The organism is Pseudomonas beijingensis (assembly GCF_030687295.1).
GTDB lineage: Bacteria > Pseudomonadota > Gammaproteobacteria > Pseudomonadales > Pseudomonadaceae > Aquipseudomonas > Aquipseudomonas beijingensis.
The window spans coordinates 6,318,020-6,336,814 of sequence record NZ_CP117425.1; the positions used below are offsets into that span (position 1 = coordinate 6,318,020).

Annotated in this window: 15 protein-coding genes and 1 pseudogene; 3 read left to right on the forward strand and 13 right to left on the reverse strand. The window is 59.2% G+C overall.

Annotation, left to right across the window (positions count from 1 at the left end; translation table 11 throughout):
- The 13 genes and pseudogenes from icmH to tssA form a co-directional block, all read right to left on the reverse strand.
- Complete coding sequence (gene icmH / locus PSH84_RS28180) at positions 1-864, reverse strand: type IVB secretion system protein IcmH/DotU (protein ID WP_305482074.1); 864 nt, start codon at positions 862-864, stop codon at positions 1-3.
- 5 nt (positions 865-869) lie between these two features.
- Positions 870-2,201, reverse strand: coding sequence for a type VI secretion system baseplate subunit TssK (gene tssK / locus PSH84_RS28185; RefSeq protein WP_305468854.1), 1,332 nt, complete (start codon positions 2,199-2,201; stop codon positions 870-872).
- Entirely contained in the window at positions 2,198-2,701 is a 504-nt protein-coding gene (tssJ, locus tag PSH84_RS28190; protein ID WP_305468855.1) for a type VI secretion system lipoprotein TssJ, read from the reverse strand. The genes tssK and tssJ overlap by 4 nt, the downstream gene beginning before the upstream one ends.
- Positions 2,702-2,760: 59 nt before the next feature.
- Positions 2,761-3,552: pseudogene (gene tagH / locus PSH84_RS28195) on the reverse strand (type VI secretion system-associated FHA domain protein TagH); the annotation flags it as partial.
- Between the two features lie 20 nt (positions 3,553-3,572).
- On the reverse strand, positions 3,573-3,713 hold the full coding sequence (locus PSH84_RS28200; protein WP_305468857.1) for a type VI secretion protein: 141 nt from the start codon (positions 3,711-3,713) through the stop codon (positions 3,573-3,575).
- Between the two features lie 61 nt (positions 3,714-3,774).
- Positions 3,775-5,286, reverse strand: coding sequence for a sigma-54 interaction domain-containing protein (locus tag PSH84_RS28205; RefSeq protein WP_122567827.1), 1,512 nt, complete (start codon positions 5,284-5,286; stop codon positions 3,775-3,777).
- Positions 5,287-5,296: 10 nt separating this feature from the next.
- Positions 5,297-7,882, reverse strand: a complete 2,586-nt coding sequence (gene tssH / locus PSH84_RS28210; protein WP_305468859.1) for a type VI secretion system ATPase TssH — start codon at positions 7,880-7,882, stop codon at positions 5,297-5,299.
- 11 nt (positions 7,883-7,893) lie between these two features.
- Positions 7,894-8,898: a type VI secretion system baseplate subunit TssG gene (tssG, locus tag PSH84_RS28215; RefSeq protein ID WP_305468861.1), complete on the reverse strand. Its 1,005-nt coding sequence runs from the start codon at positions 8,896-8,898 to the stop codon at positions 7,894-7,896.
- Entirely contained in the window at positions 8,862-10,649 is a 1,788-nt protein-coding gene (gene tssF, locus PSH84_RS28220) for a type VI secretion system baseplate subunit TssF (protein ID WP_122567608.1), read from the reverse strand. The genes tssG and tssF overlap by 37 nt, the downstream gene beginning before the upstream one ends.
- A gap of 6 nt (positions 10,650-10,655) precedes the next feature.
- Positions 10,656-11,066, reverse strand: coding sequence for a type VI secretion system baseplate subunit TssE (tssE, locus tag PSH84_RS28225; protein ID WP_122567609.1), 411 nt, complete (start codon positions 11,064-11,066; stop codon positions 10,656-10,658).
- Between the two features lie 6 nt (positions 11,067-11,072).
- Complete coding sequence (gene tssC, locus PSH84_RS28230; protein ID WP_122567610.1) at positions 11,073-12,548, reverse strand: type VI secretion system contractile sheath large subunit; 1,476 nt, start codon at positions 12,546-12,548, stop codon at positions 11,073-11,075.
- 25 nt (positions 12,549-12,573) lie between these two features.
- A complete protein-coding gene (tssB, locus tag PSH84_RS28235; RefSeq protein ID WP_122567611.1) occupies positions 12,574-13,077 on the reverse strand; it encodes a type VI secretion system contractile sheath small subunit in 504 nt (167 codons plus the stop codon).
- A 32-nt stretch (positions 13,078-13,109) separates the two neighbouring features.
- The gene (gene tssA / locus PSH84_RS28240) at positions 13,110-14,666 is read right to left on the reverse strand and encodes a type VI secretion system protein TssA (protein WP_122567612.1); all 1,557 of its coding nucleotides are present in this window, start codon (positions 14,664-14,666) and stop codon (positions 13,110-13,112) included.
- A gap of 446 nt (positions 14,667-15,112) precedes the next feature.
- Here tssA and PSH84_RS28245 point away from each other — a divergent pair, with 446 nt between their 5' ends.
- Genes PSH84_RS28245 through PSH84_RS28255 form a run of 3 tightly spaced genes read left to right on the forward strand, consistent with a single transcriptional unit; the run spans position 15,113 to position 18,794 of the window.
- Positions 15,113-17,173 (forward strand): type VI secretion system Vgr family protein, encoded by a 2,061-nt coding sequence (locus tag PSH84_RS28245; protein WP_305468865.1) that lies wholly within the window; start codon positions 15,113-15,115, stop codon positions 17,171-17,173.
- The gene (locus PSH84_RS28250) at positions 17,170-18,024 is read left to right on the forward strand and encodes a DUF4123 domain-containing protein (RefSeq protein ID WP_305468867.1); all 855 of its coding nucleotides are present in this window, start codon (positions 17,170-17,172) and stop codon (positions 18,022-18,024) included. Before PSH84_RS28245 ends, PSH84_RS28250 begins: the two co-directional genes overlap by 4 nt.
- On the forward strand, positions 18,021-18,794 hold the full coding sequence (locus PSH84_RS28255; protein ID WP_305468869.1) for a hypothetical protein: 774 nt from the start codon (positions 18,021-18,023) through the stop codon (positions 18,792-18,794). Before PSH84_RS28250 ends, PSH84_RS28255 begins: the two co-directional genes overlap by 4 nt.
- Position 18,795: the final 1 nt, after the last annotated feature.

An 18,795-nucleotide genomic window follows, 5' to 3' on the forward strand; every position in this document is an offset into this window, starting at 1 on the left:
TTACGGCAGCGGCTGAGCAGCGACCGGTTCTGACAGTTGATAAGGTTGCAATACGCTTTTGCGTTGCTCGTCCAATACCCAGGCGAAACTCGAATACATCACCCCCAGGCAGACCAGCGTGAACACCGCCACCGTCCAGGCCGGGACAATGCGCACCGGACGGCGGCGCGCACCGTCGAAGCCCTCCCAGTGAGGCGACAGTTCACGCGGGGTGTCGCCACGGGTCTGGAGAATCTGCCGATACAGGGCGTCGCGCAGGTTTTCGAGTTCGAGCATCCCGCGGGTCTGAATCCGGTATTTACCCTCGAAGCCCAGGGACAGGCACAGGTACAACAACTCCAGCATGGGCAGGTGCTTGATGGGGTTCTTCGACAGGCGCTCAAGCAATTGAAAGACTTTCTCGCCGCCGAAGGTTTCGTTGTGGAAGGTACTGAGCAGACTTATCTGTGACCAACCGCCCCCGTGGCGCCACGGCGTGGTGACAATCGCCTCATCGATCACCGTGCACAGCACGTAACGTGCGGCGATCAACTGACTGTTTTCTACACCGCCCTGCAAGGCACAGGCTTCGAACTGCTCCAAGCCGCGCTTCAGTTCTCCTTTAAGAGCGTGCAGGTCCTCGCGTTCACGACCGTGCTTGAGCTGAACCATGTGCGACAGCAACCCGGACGCCGCCGCGACCAGCGGATTGAGGCTGACCGTGAATGCTTGGGACTGCGGCAGGTGCGCGGCGTAGATCATGCGTTCTTGCAACTGTTCGAAGCGCGGCGGTGCACCAGCGTCGGTCAAGGGCCCTGAAGTGGGACGTTGCCCGTGGTGGTCGAGCAGGACCGTTGTTTCGTCCTGAAGATGTTCCTGATCCATTTGGTTCAGTTCCTGATGGCCCAAAAATTCAGTTCAAGCTCGGCGAAATCGCCACTGACATGGAATGCAAAACCTGCGGAGCGCTTCAGTTGCGCCAGGTCTTCGGCGTTGGGCTCGAGAATGAAATAGGTTTTGTTGGCATGGAACGCAATCTGCCGCGGGGCCACGGGCAAAGGCCTGATCTTGATGCCGGGCAGATGCAGGTTGACCAACTGGCGGATGCGTTCCACCGAACCGACCTTGAGGTGCGCCGGCAATCGATGACGCAGCTCTTCGCCGTCGCAGTGGGCACTTGCCGCCAGTACGAACGAAGCGGTGTCCAGCAGCGACAGATCCGGCACCGGCGAGACGATGATTCCGTATTGGCGCGGCTGCAGTGGCAGCTCGATAGCGTGTTGCTCAAGCACCATCGACAAGACCTGGCGGATCGCTTGCAGCAGGCTTCGAAAACACGCGCCTTGGTCGCTGTGCTGATAGCGGTTGGTGAGCGGTGGGCGCTTGCTGTCACTGGAGAACGTTGCCAAGTCACCCAGCAGCGCCAGCAGCGTTCGGTACAGCGTTTCTGGGTGCACCTGCTCCAGATCCAGGTCATGACGCAGCAACAGTTCGCTGCGGTTGATCAGTTGCAGCATCATGAAATCGCCGACTTGCGCACCACCGGCCTTGCCACTGGAACGGATCCGCTCAGCCAGGGTGTCGCCTCGATGGGCAAGCATGCCGATGATCTCCTTGAGACACGACAGCAAGTAGTGGGAAGAGCGAGCCTGGATGAAGGTCGGCACAAAGTTCGGATCGAGCCTGATCACCCCATCGGCCGTGGTATCGAGCACCTCGCAAAGCTTGAGTTTCACGAACGCATGATCACTCTGCTGCTCGCCTAATAGCAGGCGCAGGTCCGGACGGCCGCAACTGATCTGACTCCCGCCGGCCTCTCCGGCGTTGGAGTCGGTCACCTGCGCGTCGTAGAGGGTATAGCGCGCCAGCACATCAGACTGCTCCGGACGACGGGACTCGATGTGATTGCCGGTCACCAATGGCAGCGCGAGGTAGATCGGCGTATTGCGGGTATTGGACGGCACTTCCAGGGCCAGCGGCTCGGCGTTGCCACCCAGTTCGAACAGGCTGCCGTCCGGCAGGACCCCGTTGGCCTGGCTGACCACCAGCTGCCCCATGTTGAGGAATTGCAGATCGATCTCCAGTGCCAGGAATCCCCAGGCGTAACTGGCCAGCAACCGAGTACGAACCTTCAACTGGTGGTCGAAATAGCGATCGTTGTGTTGCAGATGTTGCGGGCGCAACAGCATGCCTTCCTGCCAGATGACCTTATCGTGATTCATCGGTCAGCCACCTTGGCCAGTCGCTCAAGCGTATTGGCGATTCCATCCTCGTCGAGGGTCAGGCGCGCTTCGGTCACCTGCGTCGCAGCCACCGGCAGTGTGTAGCGCCAGCGGGCGTGCGGCAGGTCACGGTACGCCGCGAGCAGGCCGACGTAACGGCCGCTCCCAGTGATACCGAGCCTGAGCTCGACGGTTTCACCTGGGCGCAGTTCCAGCTCTTCACTGGAAACCAGATCAGGGGCCAGTGTTTCCCTCGCGCGCTCATAAAGGCTGAAGAAATCTGCGTTTTCAAAAGCCACCGGGTGCTTGAGTTCGAACAACCGCACCACCACGGGCGATGGTCGTCCATTGAGATCGGGGTTGAGTCGATCACTGGCCGCCAGGGTGAGGTTGAGCTTGGTCATCGTCGAAAAAGGCGACAGCGTGGTGCAACCGGCCAGCAGCAGGGTCGTGGTGAGCGTCGTCAGTATCTTGGATAAGTGCATCGTGCAGTGCGGCATGGACGTCATCCGTGATGGTCGATTTGCAGGCTGGCAATCAAGCGAACCTGTTCTTCATAGGTCTGGGCCAGGCGCAGTTCGCTTTTCAATTCCGAGCGAGTGCGCAGGCTCTGTTGCAAGCCCTGAATGCTTTGCTTGAGCAGTAGCGCGGCGTTGATCGCCAGGGCCTCGCGGGCCTTGCCATCCAGGCTTTCGAGATCCATGCCCAAGGCCGTACCGAAGCGCTGCCAAAAGCCGTCGCGCAGGTGGCCAATAATTTCGTTGGGCGGGATGGGGGCAGGTCCTGGTTCGACTGGCGCTGCGACCAGCTCCGGCAAGAGCAGGCTTTCCATGTCGATACGCGCATAGTCCGGCCGTTCAAGGGCGTCCGTAGGCACGGGAGCAGGGTTTATCAGCTCATCGATGTCCAGCAAGGCCCGCTCCTGCTGATCCAGCGCCTGCAGCGGATCGAGCTCCAGAAAGGCGTCATCCGGGATGAGACTGTCGACCGGACTCGGACGGCTCGCTTCGGCAAGATTGCCCGCTGGCCCGGAGACCAGCCGTGCGAGGATCTCGAAATCGCCCATGATGTAGGCATTCCCATCCAGTATCGGTACCGGCTCGCCCTTGGGCAGGCGCACGCCGCTTTCACGATGGGTCGTGCCATTACCACTGGTGTCGGTCAGGAAAAATGCGCCGTCACGAAAACTGACGTACGCGTGACGCTTGGACAGCAGGCGCTCTCGGTCAGGGATGAGCCAGTGGCAGCCCTCGCCCCGCCCGATCACGCCACCGGCCGGACCGAAGGTCTTTTGGCACAGCCGTGACGGGACGAACTGACTGGCGTTGAGCATTTCGAAAACAAGTTCCATCTATCAAAGGCTCCTTGGCGTCACTTGCCGCGATTGACCGCCTGTGGATCACCCAGAGGGCGATAACCACTGTCGTTGAATTTATAATTGGCGTTGCAACCGCCCAGGGCGAATGACACGAGAATCGCCAACAGGACGGCTCTCCAGGGAAAGACAGGCATCAATAAGTCTCCAGGATGAAAGGGACGGGCTGGAACGTGTACGAATAGCGCGAGGGAAGGATCAACCATTGAAATCACCGCGCTGGACGTTCAGGCGCGCGAGGCGATAGATCAGTGTGCGCAGCGGCAGACCGAGTTCGCGGGCGGCGCGGGTTTTGTTACCCGAGTGCTCGCGCAGGCAATCGATCAACAGACCACGCTCGATCTGCTCCATCCGCTCACGCAGGTTGATACGACCGCGCTCGGAGGGGGGGTCGATGTGCAGCGAAAAATGCTCGATGAGCAGTTCGCCGCTCTCGCACAGGAGCACAGCCCTTTCCACGACGCTCTTGAGTTCACGGACGTTTCCCGGGAAGCCGTAGGCAGACAGGTGATCGAGCGCCGCGTCTGACCAGCGCACCGGATCACGCTGCAGAAGCGTGCAAGCCTTGTCGGCAAAATGCCGCGCCAGCTCAATGATGTCGCCTTCGCGCTGACGCAGCGCCGGTAACTGGATCGGGAACTGTGCGAGGCGGTAATAAAGGTCTTCGCGGAACTTGCCCTCCTCCATCAACTGTTTAAGGTCGCGATGAGTGGCGGCAACGATGCGTACGTCGACGTGGTGAGTGTCGTTGGAGCCCAACGGACGAATTTCGCCCTCCTGCAACACTCGCAGCAACTTGGCTTGCAGGGACATCGGCATGTCGCCAATTTCATCGAGCAACAGCGTGCCGCCGTTGGCCGCGTCGAATAGTCCGGCACGGTCTCGGTCGGCACCGGTGAACGCGCCCCTGCGATAGCCGAACAGCTCACTCTCCAGCAAATTCTCGGGAACCGCGGCACAGTTCTGCACGATAAATGCCTTGGATCGACGCGGGCCGTTGTCATGGAGAGCCCGGGCCACCACCTCCTTGCCGGTACCGGTCTCGCCCCGCAGCAAGACGGTATAGGGGCTGTGCAGTACCTTACTGATCAATGAGCAGGTCTTGCGCATGGCCATGCTCTTGCCGATCAGGCCGTAGCTGATGCCGCTCGGCAGGCTTGAGGTAACAGAGGCCTCGGCCGGACGGCGCAGACGCTGCAGCTGATGCAGCTGGCCAAGCACGAAGGCCCCGAGATACCCCAGGGATTCAGCGGCTCCATGCAAGTCGAGATGCTGAACACTGGCACACAACAACAGGCCTGCGACGCTCCCTCCCGGGTCGATCAAAGGTACACAAAGTAGCGATTGCCAGGGCGTGGCCCGGGCAGGCAGGAAGCGGGTTTCGTGCACGCTGTCGCTCAACGCGCCAAGGCACACCACACGGTTCTGGCACAGGGAAAACTGCAGCAATTGCTCAGTGTGGTAATCGGAGGACAGGCTTTGCGGGTCACGAAACTGCAACTGGCCGTCCAGGCATTCGGTGTTCAGTTCCAGGCGGGTACCGGTGGCATCGAGCAAATACAACTGCACCAGTTCACAGCCGCTGAGCCGTGCCACTCCCTGAATGAAATGCCCTACCAACTCCGCACCGTCCGCCAAACGTGAAAGGCTGGAGAACTGCGCCAAGAGCGCTTCGGCATAGTCCAGCGGCTGCGAGAGCTTATTGAACATGGCGCTCATCTCAGGAGAACTCACACGACACGCTGGCATCGCCGTTGAGCACCGCGTGTACATGCCGCAGCGGTTCGCCACCGGCCATGGCCGCGAGCAACCGGTCGGCAACCAGCGGCGTGACATGCCGGTCGAGCAGTTGGTCAATCAGCCGCGCGCCACGGTCATTGCGACTGCAGCGCTCGACCAGGTGGCTCACCAAATGCTCGCAGTAACTGAAGCCCAATTGACGACGGTGCAGCCGCTCGCCCAGGCGCTTGAGTTTGATTTCCACCAGTTCACGCAGCACGGGCCCGCTGACCGGGTAATACGGCACCACACACATGCGGGCCAGCAGCGCTGACTTGAAATGGTCGATAAGGATCGGGCGAATGGATTCCTCAAGGCGTTCGGCACTCGGTTGTGCGCCGTTTTCGCACAGCTCGTCAATACGCTCACTGCCCAGGTTCGATGTCATCAGAATCAGGGTGTTGCGAAAATCGATCTCCCGCCCTTCCCCATCATTGGCAAGGCCTTTGTCGAAGATCTGGTAGAACAGGTTCAACACATCCGGGTCGGCTTTTTCGACCTCATCGAGCAACACCACGCTATAGGGCTTTTGCCGCACGGCTTCGGTGAGCATGCCGCCTTCGCCAAAACCGACGTAACCCGGCGGCGCTCCGATCAGTCGGGAAACGGTATGTTTCTCCTGGAACTCGGCCATGTTGATCGTGGTGATGAACCGCTCACCGCCATAAAGCAGGTCGGCCAGGGCATGTGCCGTTTCGGTCTTGCCGACACCACTGGGGCCCACCAACAGAAATACGCCCATCGGAGCATCGGGTTTGTTCAGGCCTGCGGCGCCAGCGCGTAACGCGCGATCAAGCGCCTGCACGGCCGGTTCCTGGCCGCGAATGCGAGCACGCAGGTCTGTGGCAAAACTGGCGATTTTCAAGTTGTGCTCGCGCGCCAGTTGCGCCAGCGGTACACCGGTCCAGGCGTTGATCACTTCGGCGACCAGTCGCGGGCAAACTTCAAAGCTGACCAGGTGTTCATGGGTTTGCGCGGCCACCAGCGTGCCGTGTGTTTCATCCACCGCCGCCGCCAGGGCTTCGATACTGAGGGCTTGGTCCACTGCGCTTTCCCGTGCCCCGGCCAATTGCTGCCGCAGCGACAGCAAACGTTCCGCGAGGATACGTTGCTCGGTCCATTGGATTTCCAACGTTTGGCGCTCGTCTTCAATGGCCGCCAGACGCACCTCCAGCGCCTCCAACGCTTGAAGATCAATTGATAGGCCCGCCTCTGCATCGCGCCGCAGCGCCCGGCGTTGGCGCTCGCCTTCGGCCCATTCGCCGCGCAATCGCTCCAGACTTTGCGGGGCAGCGGCCAGGCTGATGCGCACGCGAGCGCAGGCGGTATCGAGCACATCGACGGCCTTGTCCGGCAACTGACGACCGGCCAGATAGCGAGCCGACAATTGCGCTGCCGCGACCACCGCGTCATCGCGCAGGTAAATGCCATGACTGTTTTCGTAGACCCGGGCCAGGCCACGCAGGATGGTCACCGCCTCGCTGACGGTCGGCTCGTGCAATTGCACCGGTTGGAAACGACGGGCCAGGGCTGGGTCTTTTTCAAAATATTTTTTGTACTCGGTCCAGGTGGTGGCCGCGATCGTTCGCAGCTCGCCCCGGGCCAAGGCCGGCTTGAGCAGGTTCGCCGCATCGGCGCCCCCGGCGTTGTTGCCTGCGCCGATCAAGGTATGGGCCTCGTCAATGAACAGGATGATGGATGTTGGCGAAGCCTTGACCTCGTCGATCACCCCCTTGAGACGACGCTCGAATTCACCTTTGATGCTGGCACCGGCCTGCAGCAGCCCCATATCCAGCGAAAGCAGTTCAACGCCCTCAAGCGCCGGGGGTACGTCCCCGGCGACGATACGCAACGCCAACCCTTCAACGATGGCGGTCTTGCCCACCCCCGCTTCACCGACCACGATTGGATTGTTTTTGCGACGCCGAACGAGGATATCGATCATCTGCCTGATTTCGCCGTCGCGACAAAGCACCGGGTCGAGTTGGCCTTCGCGGGCCTGTCGGGTCAGGTCATGGGTAAAGCGCGCCAGCAGGGAGCCGTCCGGCGGGGTGGGCAGGCCGGCAACCGGTTGAGCCTGTTGCGACAAGGCGAACGCTTTCAGCCGATCAATGCTCAGCCGGTTAAGCAGCGCCAGATAAGCACTCCCGGCGTAGCGAAGGGGGTTGCGCAGCAACGCCAGGAGCAACGCGGCTTGTCCGACTTGGCTACGGCCGAGTTCGAGATTGGCCACCAGCAGCGCATCCTGTAACCACTGCACCAGTTCCGGGGCGAATACCGGGTTGCGCGAAGCGCTGTGCCCCATCCGTGATTGCAGGGCCGCGCTCAGCTCGCCCGCACTGACCTGGGCATCCTGCAAGGAAAGCGCCAGCAGACCTTGGGGACGTTCCAACAAGCCCAGTATCAAGTCTTCCACCAGGACCTTGTCTGCGCCACGGGCCACGCATTGCTCGGCAGAGCGCTCCAGATCGCGCCTGGTTTCGGCGTCCAACGCCTGGATCAGTTGCTGAAGGTCTACGTTGATCATGTCATCCATTCCTAATGAATTTTGCTGCCAAGGGTCACCACGCCATCGGCGCGCTCGTGTCCCAGCCAACTGGTCCATCCCAGGCGGCAGGTATTCTGTTCACCGATGCACAGCTCACGAATCTCCTGCTGGCGCAGGACCAGGCGAATGTCATATTCAAGGGGATCACGCAGGGTGAATCGCACCAGCGAGCACAACGGCTGGTAACCGTTTCCGATGGGCAGGAATTCGTGGAAACGCTGCCAGTCCAGCTCGCAGATATGGATCCGGAACTTGCCGCTGCGGTCGCGCACCCGTTCGCCGAGCACCAGGTCTTGGCTGAGCAGGTTGTTGGCGCTCCCCAGGCGATTGCGCTGTTCGTCAAGGATGTCCACATGCCGCTCGATGCACTGTTCGAGGTTCAGTTCAGCGTGTTTGAAGTAATAACGCAGTACCGCCTCGATCAGCGCCGCCGAATGGGCACGCAAGCTCAGCAAGCCCAGGTATGGCAGCAGACGTTTCCAGTTCAGTTGGCCGGCCTTGCGAATCTCTTCGCCCCCCAAACCGATCAACGCGTACAACTGCTCGGAAAATGGATCTCGGGCACCACTCTGAAAACTTGCGCAGTAACGGTACTTGCGCCAGATCGGCAACATCAGCCGTTGGAGACGATGGTGAAAGATGTCGAGGAAGTCGCGTGTCGGGTTGTCCTTTTCCTCCCCTAGGGCCTGCTCACCATAGAACGCTGGCAGCGGCGACCCTGCCCCCACCAGCCCGATCAGGTTCAAGCACAGACGCGCCCGCGCCTGGCCGTGTTCTTCGAAAAACTCCACACGATCAATGTCGCTGGCCGCAAACCCCAGACTTGGGTTGGCCTGGAACTCCAACCGGTCGTACAACGCTTCATCATCCAGGCCAGGGTGAGCCTCGCGCAGCCGATCGATGATCAGCAACACAGCCTGGAATAACGAGTACTCGCGTATTTCTCGTGTCAGCACGCTTAGAGAAGCGGCTGTTGGCCCATGCGGGGTGTCCATTGGTACACCTCTCCCTGTGTGCTGTTCACCCGCAGCTCGTGGTACGAATTGAGGCTGGCATACAACGCGAAGAACTCGTTGAGGACCGAGGCGAAGACGAACAGATCGCCCTCGCCGATATAACCTTGCGGGTCGATAGTCAGCTCGGTGCGCAAGCCACGCACCGGCAAGCCTCGGTGCAGGCGGTCGACGTGCTGGTGCCGGATGGACTTGAGCCCCTCCAGCAAACGCTTGCTGACTTTCTCTGCCTGCTCGTCGTGGTAACGCGGAAAATCGTAGCTTTCGAGAATCACCTTGAGCGCATTGACGTCTGCCAGCGACAAGTAGTTGAGCGACATGTTGCTGATCAGCTTCCAGAGGAAGTCGCGGTTGAGTGGCGGCGCGAAGCTTGGCGTGACCGGACCGATGTTGCGGAAACTCAGTGCCTCGGGACTTTTTTCGCCGGGTTGGTCGATGTCACCCGGCTTGAGCTCGCGAGGCAGGTTCCGGTTGGTGCACATCAACTCAATGGACAGGGTTTCATGCGGGTGAGTGTGCCGGACGCCAAAGCCCAGGCAAGTGTCCAGACCGTCGTGCAACAACGAAGGCCGCTGGCGAACGCTGTAGTAGGGGCGGCTGTGGGGTACATCGAAGCTTGAATCGTGCTCGAAAGACTCGAACGGCACATAGGCCTGATAACCCAGGCCTCCGGGACTCCAGCCGGTGACGCTTTCGACCGAAAACACGCCGCAGTGCGCCTGGTCGTAATCGGCCGGCAACAGCAGGTACTCATCCTGTTTGCCGTCCAGGCGGATCGGCTGGGCGTCATGCTTGAACAGATTGACGATCGGCGTGCAGTACAGCTTGATGTTATCCAGCGTCGGGCGCATCCGCTGGATTCCACTTTTACCAATATCGAAGCGCAGCTCCAGGCCACGCGTCTGTTCGATGCTGCCGTGCGGCAGGGCGTTGATCACGTCCAGGCCATCGATGTCGACGAACAGGAACTTGTCCTGGAAAGCGAAATATTCTTGCAGGTAGCGATAGCCGCGAAAGGTATTCAGCGGATACGGAACCAGCGCTTCCTCTTCGGCAAACCCTACCGGCTGGACACGGTCGGCGGGGAGCCTGAACGTCGTTGGGCTGCCATCTGCCGCCCGCAGGGCCTCGCCGGTGCCGTCCAGCGGGATCAGCTCGATACCCTCGAGGTTACGTAACAGGCTGAGATAGAGCATCTGGCTGATGTAGCGCTCGCCGGTCAAGTGCAGACGCAAACGGCTCAGTTGCAGCTCGCCCACATGACCGTCGCAACGCATTTCCAGATGCAGGCTCAACAGCGACCCTTCCCCTTTCACTGAGTAACTCAACCGGGTCAGATCAAGCGCCAGGACGTCGGTGGGGTAACACGTCAGGAAACGACAACGCACCTGTTGGACAGGCTTGCTTTCTACCGGCGTATCGCGCTCGACCCGCAGTGCGGGGCCGGATCGCTGCAGCGGATCGAACTGCAAAATGCCAAAGGCTGGCAATGGCCGCATGTAGTTCGGCCACAATAGCTGCATCAGCGAATGGCTCAGCTCCGGCAACTGGTCATCGAGCTTCTGGCGCAGTCGCCCGGTCAGAAATGCAAACCCCTCCAGTAGCCGCTCTACATCCGGATCCCGTCCGGCCTGTCCCAGGAAGGGAGCCAAGGCCGGGTTACGCTCGGCGAAACGTCGACCCAACTGGCGAAGCGCCGTCAGCTCGCTCTGGTAGTAATGGTTGAACGACATCAATGGCTATCCTTGTCTGACCTTGACCTGACCGCTGCCGTCCAGGCACGCGGAAAAACTGACCTGCCGCTTGATCCCTTCCACATCCAACAACGCATCGATGCGCAAGGAAAGGCGAAGCTGATCGGCGTTACTCGGCACTAAAAAGACACAGACATTGCGCAAGCGTGGTTCGTAGGCCTTGATGAAGGTCTCGATCGCCTTGCGGGCTTGGCTCCCCGCGTCGTGCAGGCTCAAGCGCATGTCATTGAGGTCCGGCAGCCCATAATCCGCGAGTGTCTGCACGCTACCTGCCCGAGTGCTGAGCATCTTGGCCAGATGCGCAGCAACGGATGTGACGGTGCAAACCTCGCGGCTCAACCCCCTGCGCTTTTCAGAATTACCAGCCAGTCGCTCGAAAAGGCTGCCGTAAGTCATGGGTGCTTACGCCTTGTCCAGCTTGCCAACCAACGACAACGTGAAATCGGCGCCCATGTACTTGAAATGAGGCCGAACGTTGAGGCTAACGCGGTACCAGCCCGGTTCACCTTCCACGTCGCTGACGATGATCTTCGCGGCACGTAGCGGACGACGGCCACGGACTTCGGCACTCGGGTTCTCCTGGTCAGCCACGTATTGGCGAATCCAGTTGTTGAGCTCACGCTCCAGGTCCGTACGCTCTTTCCAGGAGCCCAGTTGCTCGCGCTGCAGCACCTTTAAGTAGTGAGCCAGGCGATTGACGATCATCATGTAAGGCAACTGTGTGCCGAGCTTGTAGTTCAGCTCTGCATGCTTGTCCTCGGCGCTGTTACCGAAAAACTTCGATTTCTGCACGGAGCTGGCGGAGAAGAAGGCGGCGTTGTCACTGCCTTTGCGCATGGTCAGGGAGATGAAGCCCTCCTCGGCCAGTTCGTATTCGCGACGATCGGACACCAGGACTTCGGTCGGGATCTTGGTTTCGATTTCGCCCATGCTTTCGAAGTGGTGCAACGGCAGGTCTTCGACCGCCCCACCGCTTTGGGGACCGACGATGTTCGGGCACCAGCGGAATTTGGCGAAGCTGTCGGTCAGCCTCGTGCCGAACGCGTACGCCGTGTTGCCCCACAGGTAGTGCTCGTGGCTGTTGGCAACGGTTTCCTTGTAGACGAACGATTTGACTGGGTTCTCTTGGGGATCGTAGGGGGTGCGCAACAGGAAGCGCGGTACGGTCAGGCCGAAATAGCGGGCGTCTTCCGATTGACGGAAGCTCTGCCACTTGGCGAATTGCGGGCCTTCGAAATGGTCTTTCAGGTCCTTGAGGTCCGGCAGTCCGCAGAAGCTCTCCAAGCCGAAGAATTTCGGACCGGCTGCGGCGATGAATGGCGCATGGGACATGCAGGCGACACTGGACACGTACTGCATCAATTTCACGTCCGGCGAGCTTGGGGACATGAAATAGTTGGCGATGACCGCGCCCACCGGCTGCCCACCGAACTGGCCGTACTCAGCCGTGTAGATGTGCTTGTACAGGCCCGACTGCATGACTTCCGGCGAGTCCTCGAAGTCGTCCAGCAAATCGTCCTTGGACACGTTGAGCATTTCTATCTTGATGTTTTCGCGGAAGTCAGTGCGGTCCACCAGCAACTGCAAGCCGCGCCACGCCGACTCCAACGCCTGGAATTGCGGGTGATGGAGGATTTCGTCCATCTGGCGGCTGAGCTTGGCATCAATTTCGGCGATCATGCGGTCAACCATGGCTTTCTTGACCGGCTCGCCGCTGTTTTGCGGCTTGAGCAGCTCTTCGATGAACGCAGACACACCGCGCCTGGCAATGTCGTAGGCTTCATCGTCCGGGGTCAGGCGGGTCTGGGCGATGATGCTTTCAAGAATGCTGTAGTCCGCGTTGTCCTGGCTCTGCTGCTGTACTGCATGGGTATTCATGTTTCGGCTTCCTTGGCTGAAAGAATCAAGCGCTCTTCGCGGTGGTATCCAGACCCAGCTCATCCAGTACGCGGCGGCGGGAATCGTCATCGGCGAGTACGCCTTCGATGGCTTTACGAAACGCCGGCGCATTGCCCAACGGCCCCTTGAGCGCCACCAACGCGTCGCGCAGCGCCATCAGTTTGCTGAGTTCCGGCACTTGCTCGACCAGGCTCGCCGGGTTGAAGTCTTTCATTGAGTTCAAGCGCAGCTGTACAGGCAGTTCCTCAGCGCCGCTCTCTGCCTGGAGACGATTCGGTACGCTCAGGGTCAGGCTCAGCGCTTGCTTGGCCAACACTTCGTCGAAGGTCATTTTGTCGATGCCAATCGGCTTGCGATCCTCGACCTTGCGTTCATCCCTGCGGTGGGTGTAGTCACCGATCGCCAACAGTTTCAACGGCAGTTCAATGTCTTCCTGAGCACCGCCGGTAGCAGGTTTGAAGGTGACGTTGATGCGTTCCTTGGGGGCGACCGAGCCTTCTTTGGCCATGACTTTCTCCTTACAATTTTGGACCCGGAGGTCTATTCAATAACCCGTTCCAGGTCGAGGTGACACAACCTGCGATGGGTCTCTTCCTTGCACTCACGTACAGAGTGGTTTTGTGGCAACAACTCGCAGCAGCTGTGCAACAAGTGCAGCACCTGCAGCTCCAGGGCAGGCTCCCAGGTGCTCAGGCCTGCGTTTCGTAGCGTCTGATCGAGGGCCTCCAGCTGAACCTTGGTGAGTTCGTATTTCCTGGCGGAGAAGCACAGGCGAGCCAGCGCGAACTGCCAGAGGAATCGCTCGCGTGCCCCATTGGCGCTTTGCATGGCTTGCCTGAGCAACTTAACGGCAGGTTTGAGACCGTCCTTGCGCAGGATCGCCTCGGCCTCCTCCAGCGCCAGCTCCCAAGGCGCCTGGTTGTCGGCGACATCGGCTGTGGGTGCCCCGCCGGGCCTTTGCAGGTGAGGCATGACCTGGGCAGCGATCCAACCCCGTGTGGCCGAATCGGCGAACGGCGTACCGTCATGCCAACGCAATTCGATAATGCCCGGCAGGCGCTGGATGAATAATGCGAAGTGGACTTCCACTTCACGCATGGCCAACTCGGCGTTCAGCCCTTGCAGGCATTCCCAGGCAAGCCTCTGGCCATCGAACCAGAACGGTGCCGTCGCCAGGCTCGCCTCGATCTCCACAAGCAGGTCTGCGTAATCACCCTGCTGGAGACGGTCCTGATAAGCCTTGAGTTTGTCCACCGGCAGGCCACGCAACTGGGTGACCTGCTCAGCGTTGCGCTCGGGCAATACATCGATGGCCAGCCAGAGCAGGGTGCGATTGAGGCGCAGGGCACGAGCGTCCGTCGCTTTTTGTTTGAGCCACCAGATGCATAACGGACGCGCCCCATCCTGCTGGGCGCGCAGGGCCTTGTGAGCTTCCTTTTCGTTTTCGATCGGAGCGCCGGGGGTAAGCAGTTGGGTGGCAACTTGTTTTACCTGAGCCACAACCGTTCCAATGGCACCAGGCTGCGGTCGGTTTTCGATGGCCCGCTGGATCATGGTGTTAAGACGCCGGCACAGCGGCAACAGTAGAGGTGCGTCATCCCCCAAGTGGACGGCGCAAGCAGCGTCGAGGCCTTCCAGCTGTTCCGCCAGATGACGGAACATCGGCAACTGCTCCTTGATCGCAATATCATCGCCGAACGCTTGCTCCAGGCGAGGCATCAGCCAATTGATGCTAGCGGCACGGGTTCGATTCTTGAACGGATGAACTTCAAGCCAATGGTGTTCACATAAGTGCTGCAAGAGACCGAGCCCGGCCAGCAGGCCCTGGAATGATTCACGCTGATACAGCGCCCAAACCAGCCAAGCCGCCACCCGCAGATCCTTCGACTGGGTGCGCAACAGCGCTTCACCTCCCTCCAGGATCTTCAGCCAGTCGACCTGGCCACTTTCGTGCATCGACTGAGCTTTGCCCACCTCACGTTCCAAGGCTTCGTATTCATTTGAAAAGCGCACGTCCGCACCCGCAAAACTCTCCTTGGAAACGGGCGTTTTGGCGAGAGCCAGATAATGGGCGAACAGTTTTTCGGAATACGACATTCACGACCCTGCTAAGACAATTGGTTTGTGGCATGGGCAATTTGGACGGCATGGCTATTCAAGATGAATATTCAGCCTCACTTGTAGGAAGTTTCGTTAAACACATCCAGACATCTTTCCTGCAATCACGTTATTTTCTTAGCTACCGAACGCCGCCAAGAATGCCAAGGTTTTCCACATAAAAAAGTAGGAACTTTCCTCTTTTCCAAAGAGACACATCCATATTGAGACCACCTGAAACTTCCGACGTCGAGGCGGCCTTTAACAAATTTGAGAACTCCAAGCCAGTCAACGAAAAATCACTTCAAATTATTTCGTTCGCGATCATTTTTTCTCTCAAAGAAAATTCCTACATCCTTTTCTTTTTTTACCGGTGCGTGCGCGCACCCTGATCAAGGCTGCTTCAATGAGACCAGGAGCCAAAGCCACAGCCCAAGGACGTTCGCATGTTCCATACCCTTGATTTGCCCAACTTCCGCCTCACGATTGCCGATCTCGAACATGACCTCCAAGTCGTGGCCTTCGAGGGTCACGAAGCCATCAGCGCCCCTTATTCGTTCGACATTGAACTCGTCAGCGAACAAAGAAATATGAATTTGGAAAATTTATTAAACAGGCAGGCCTTTCTAACATTCGATAAACAGGGCAGCGGTGTTCACGGACTGATTTATCGTCTTGCACAAGGTGACTCGGGCAAACGTTTAACGCATTACAAAATAAGATTAGTGCCACGACTGGCTTACTTGGAGCACCGCACCAATCAGCGAGTTTTTCAACAGACCAGTGTGCCGCAAATCATCACATTGATTTTCAAGGAACACGGCATTCTTAGCGACGCTCATCGCTTCCAGTTGAACGCACGTTATCCGCCTCGCGAGTACTGCGTGCAATACCACGAATCTGACTTGCACTTCATCCAACGGCTGTGTCACGAAGAAGGCCTGCATTACCATTTTCAGCACAGTGATTCGGGCCATCTGCTGGTACTGGGTGATGACCAGACCGTATTCCCCCGGCTTAAACACTGCACTGCTTATAAACACGACAGCGGCATGGTTTACGACGAACCGGTTATCCATCGTTTTGGCCTGCGACTGGAGACCCGAACCAGCCGCGTCACGTGTCGTGACTACGATTTCAAGAAGTCGACGTTCCTATTGGAGAGCAGTTGCCAGCCTAACCTCGGAAAAGTCCGGCCGGACTTGGAAACCTATGATTATCCAGGCGACTTTACCCAGGAAAAACGCGGCAAGTTATTGAGCCTGCGGACCTTTGAACGCCATCGCGCCGACTACCGCCAAGCTGAAGGAAAGAGTGATCAGCCGGCACTGACGACGGGACACTTCCTGACATTGAGTGAGCACCCTCGCCAGGAATGGAATGACCTATGGCTCCTGACCGAAGTGCATCACCAAGGCAAACAGCCGCAGGTGCTGGAAGAAATGCCCCCCTGCGATACGGGCAGGCATGAAGACCACCTCAATCAGGGCTATCGCAATCGCTTCGTTGCCACGCCTTGGGACGCCGTCTTTCGTTCGCCGCGGGTCTATAAGAAACCACGTATATCGGGCAGCCAGACAGCAATCGTCACCGGCCCCCAAGGCGAAGATATCCACTGCGACCTGTATGGCCGGGTCAAGGTCAGGTTCTTCTGGGATCGCGCGAAACGCTTCGACGACGGCAGCAGTTGTTGGTTGCGAGTCGCCTCGAACTGGGCAGGCAACCGCTACGGCGGCGTCACGATCCCGAGGGTGGGCATGGAAGTGTTGGTGACGTTCATGGAAGGCGATCCCGACAAGCCTTTGATCAGCGGGTGCCTGACCAACAGCGCCAATGCCTCGCCCTACCCGTTGCCTGCGCACAAGACCCGTACCGTGTTTCGTTCTTGCAGCTCGCCGGACGGCAATGGCTTCAACGAGCTGCATCTGGAAGATCGCGCAGGTCAGGAGCTGATCTATCTACGGGCCCAGCGTGACATGGAACAGAAGATTGAAAACGACAGCCGACTGGAGATTGGCAACGAGCGGCGGGAAACCATCAAGGGCAACAGCATCACCGTCCTGCACGCCGAGGAGCATCGGACCACGGCCGCCAACCGCACGGTCCAGGTCGAAGGCAATGACTACCTGCGCGTCGCCAACCGCCACATCCGCGTTGATCAGGTACTGGCCGTCGAGGCCGGTCAACAGGTGCATATCAAGGCGGGTGCCCATGTGGTTCTTGAAGCTGGGGCGACCCTCAGTTTGAAAGCCGGCGGCCAGCACATCGTGATCGACCACAGCGGCATCTACAGCAGCAGTGCAATCCAGATCGGCGGCGCACCTATGGCCGGTATCACCGCATCGTCGTTCACGCCTGGTTCGACGGCTCCCCTGACGGCCCCCCTGCCAGTGCTCGCCACCACCCAACGAGCCCTGATAGCGGCCAGCAAAGCAGCGGGACTGGATTTCTGCCCCCTCTGCGAGGCTTGCCGTGAGGGTTTATGCCCAACGGAGGCCGCCGCATGAAACGCTCACTCCCGCATCGATGGCTGATCGAACAGCAACGTCTTGGTCATGCCTTGTGCGTTGTGCTGGACTCAGAAAATGAGCATCACATGCGCCAAACATTGCTGAAAAGCAGTCGTCCCGACCAATACCTGAGTGTGTACGGCCAAACCCTGGTTGCTGAACTCGGTGACACCGGGCCCTTTATCTTCATCGTCGAGCGGCCCGGCGACGAACCTGTCAATGAACTGCTCGACCGGCCTGACAGCCATTGGGGCTGGCTTGCCAGCCTTCCCAAAGGGGGCCTGCCAACGTTGATGGAGCACTGGCGTGAGCGGTTGATTATCGGAGAGCGCCCTCATCAAGCGCTGTACCGCTTCCATGACAACCGCGTCCTGGCCCGGGCGCTCAAACATCTGCCCGTTGAAGCCTATCCGGCCTACCTCGGGCCAGCGCTAAGCGTCTGCTACTGGCAGGACACTGGCTGGGCAAGCATGCATAACCCGGCACCGGGGACATACCCAGTGCCTGCTTCGCCGCCTTGGTTGCAGGTGCCTGCTACCGCGCAGCAGGCGACACAAACTCGACTCCTCAATGCCCGCCGCTTCCTGTTGGCCGAACATGTCCGGGCCTTCGCCACACTTGCCGAGCAACGGGATCCAGAGACGTGGTTGCGTGCCACGCTCGATCAGGCCAAGGCATGGCACTGGCAGGCCCCTGAACAGTTGGAGTTCTTGCTGACTCAGTGCCTGCATGCACCCACCCATAGTCCGGCGTCGTACTGGCAAGTACGCCCGGCCGAAAGCCCCGACGAGCATTTTCAACGGGTACGCCTGATGACGGCATTCTGGCAAGGGGATGCGCCGCTATGAAATATGCCCTGCGAATTTCGTGTTTGAGCGGCTGCCTGGCGCTGACGATGGGTTGTGCCGCCAAACAACCGAACACGTTCATTTTTACGGCAGACTTGCCGCCTGACTTTGCCTACCGTGCCGCGGTGTACTACGTACCCGCTCCAGGCGAAACCTGCGCCGTCGAGACCCGGTATAACAAGGCGCCGGTATTCAACAGGGAGTGGCGCAAGGCCTACACACCTGATTCCGAAATCGTTATTCGCCGAACCCGCATGGGTTGCCCGTTGGTGATCGATCGCATCGAACTCGAGATCAACTCCGCCTACGGTAAGGATTGGAGCGATATCAGTCAGGACTCGGCCAATATCGTGATTCGCGATGCGCTGGAAGAACAATACAAAGGCGCTTTCAGCGAAGCGGGCGAAAGCACTTTTTACGGCCAATGCCAATGGTTGTTCCGCACCTCAGGCAAACCTCGCATCCTCAGAAAAATCCTCGACTGCAAAAAAACCGACCCTCAGGGCGTGCTTGGGCGCGGGCGTCCTTTCTCGGCGTACACCCTCGATCAGCTACCGGGCAAGACCGTGAGGATGAAGATCAAGTTGGCCCGCGAGGAGAGCCCTTACATGGGGGATACCTGGGTGAAGGTGCCTAACGGCTGGAAACGCTGCATGGGCGATAACTTCGAAGATCCATACGCATTTTGTTTTGGTAATTACAAAGACTTCAGCGGTTTTCAGATGCCTGACGGACGCAAATGCACTATTTATCCCGGCTGTACGGAATAAG

Coding starts and splice junctions, on each gene's coding strand:
- icmH (WP_305482074.1), bottom strand. CDS start 864: ATGGATCAGGAACATCTTCAGGACGAAACAACGGTCCTGCTCGACCAC.
- tssK (WP_305468854.1), bottom strand. CDS start 2,201: ATGAATCACGATAAGGTCATCTGGCAGGAAGGCATGCTGTTGCGCCCG.
- tssJ (WP_305468855.1), bottom strand. CDS start 2,701: ATGCCGCACTGCACGATGCACTTATCCAAGATACTGACGACGCTCACC.
- PSH84_RS28200 (WP_305468857.1), bottom strand. CDS start 3,713: ATGCCTGTCTTTCCCTGGAGAGCCGTCCTGTTGGCGATTCTCGTGTCA.
- PSH84_RS28205 (WP_122567827.1), bottom strand. CDS start 5,286: ATGTTCAATAAGCTCTCGCAGCCGCTGGACTATGCCGAAGCGCTCTTG.
- tssH (WP_305468859.1), bottom strand. CDS start 7,882: ATGATCAACGTAGACCTTCAGCAACTGATCCAGGCGTTGGACGCCGAA.
- tssG (WP_305468861.1), bottom strand. CDS start 8,898: ATGGACACCCCGCATGGGCCAACAGCCGCTTCTCTAAGCGTGCTGACA.
- tssF (WP_122567608.1), bottom strand. CDS start 10,649: ATGTCGTTCAACCATTACTACCAGAGCGAGCTGACGGCGCTTCGCCAG.
- tssE (WP_122567609.1), bottom strand. CDS start 11,066: ATGACTTACGGCAGCCTTTTCGAGCGACTGGCTGGTAATTCTGAAAAG.
- tssC (WP_122567610.1), bottom strand. CDS start 12,548: ATGAATACCCATGCAGTACAGCAGCAGAGCCAGGACAACGCGGACTAC.
- tssB (WP_122567611.1), bottom strand. CDS start 13,077: ATGGCCAAAGAAGGCTCGGTCGCCCCCAAGGAACGCATCAACGTCACC.
- tssA (WP_122567612.1), bottom strand. CDS start 14,666: ATGTCGTATTCCGAAAAACTGTTCGCCCATTATCTGGCTCTCGCCAAA.
- PSH84_RS28245 (WP_305468865.1), top strand. CDS start 15,113: ATGTTCCATACCCTTGATTTGCCCAACTTCCGCCTCACGATTGCCGAT.
- PSH84_RS28250 (WP_305468867.1), top strand. CDS start 17,170: ATGAAACGCTCACTCCCGCATCGATGGCTGATCGAACAGCAACGTCTT.
- PSH84_RS28255 (WP_305468869.1), top strand. CDS start 18,021: ATGAAATATGCCCTGCGAATTTCGTGTTTGAGCGGCTGCCTGGCGCTG.